Genomic DNA, 415 nt, shown 5'->3' with positions numbered 1-415 from the left:
AAGAAAAAGAGATTTTAATAACTAAAGAGCAAAAGCTCTTTAGTGAATTAATATGAGTAATAAATAAATTTAATTATTAAACTACTTTCTAGCAAGAATAAAATTCAATAAATTTTTTAAATAAAACTTCAGTTATATTTGTTTTAAAAAAATAAGTTTTTATATTTTCTTGTTAAAATTTCCTAAATATAGAATAAATAAGTTGTTTTTGTTATATAATAATTTATTATTTTTATAAAACTCACACCCTAAAAACTCATCTCTCACATCAACTCCTTATTACCATTTACAATAGGATAGGTAAAAATATCTTCACTTTTTAAACATTTGATTTTTAATTTAAAAAAAGAATTAATACTTGTAAAAGAACTAAAGAATTTAGATAAAACTAAACCTAATCTATAAATATCCCCTA

1 protein-coding gene is annotated in these 415 nt (G+C 18.6%); it reads right to left on the bottom strand.

What is annotated here, in order from left to right:
* Positions 1-263 precede the first annotated feature (263 nt).
* On the bottom strand, positions 264-407 hold the full coding sequence (locus GQV94_RS07660) for a type VI secretion system baseplate subunit TssF (protein WP_325099664.1): 144 nt from the start codon (positions 405-407) through the stop codon (positions 264-266).
* Between the last annotated feature and the right edge of the window lie 8 nt (positions 408-415).

Source organism: Campylobacter sp. TTU_617 (assembly GCF_016599045.1).
Classification (GTDB): domain Bacteria; phylum Campylobacterota; class Campylobacteria; order Campylobacterales; family Campylobacteraceae; genus Campylobacter_D.
This window is presented reverse-complemented; position numbering and strand designations above follow the sequence as displayed.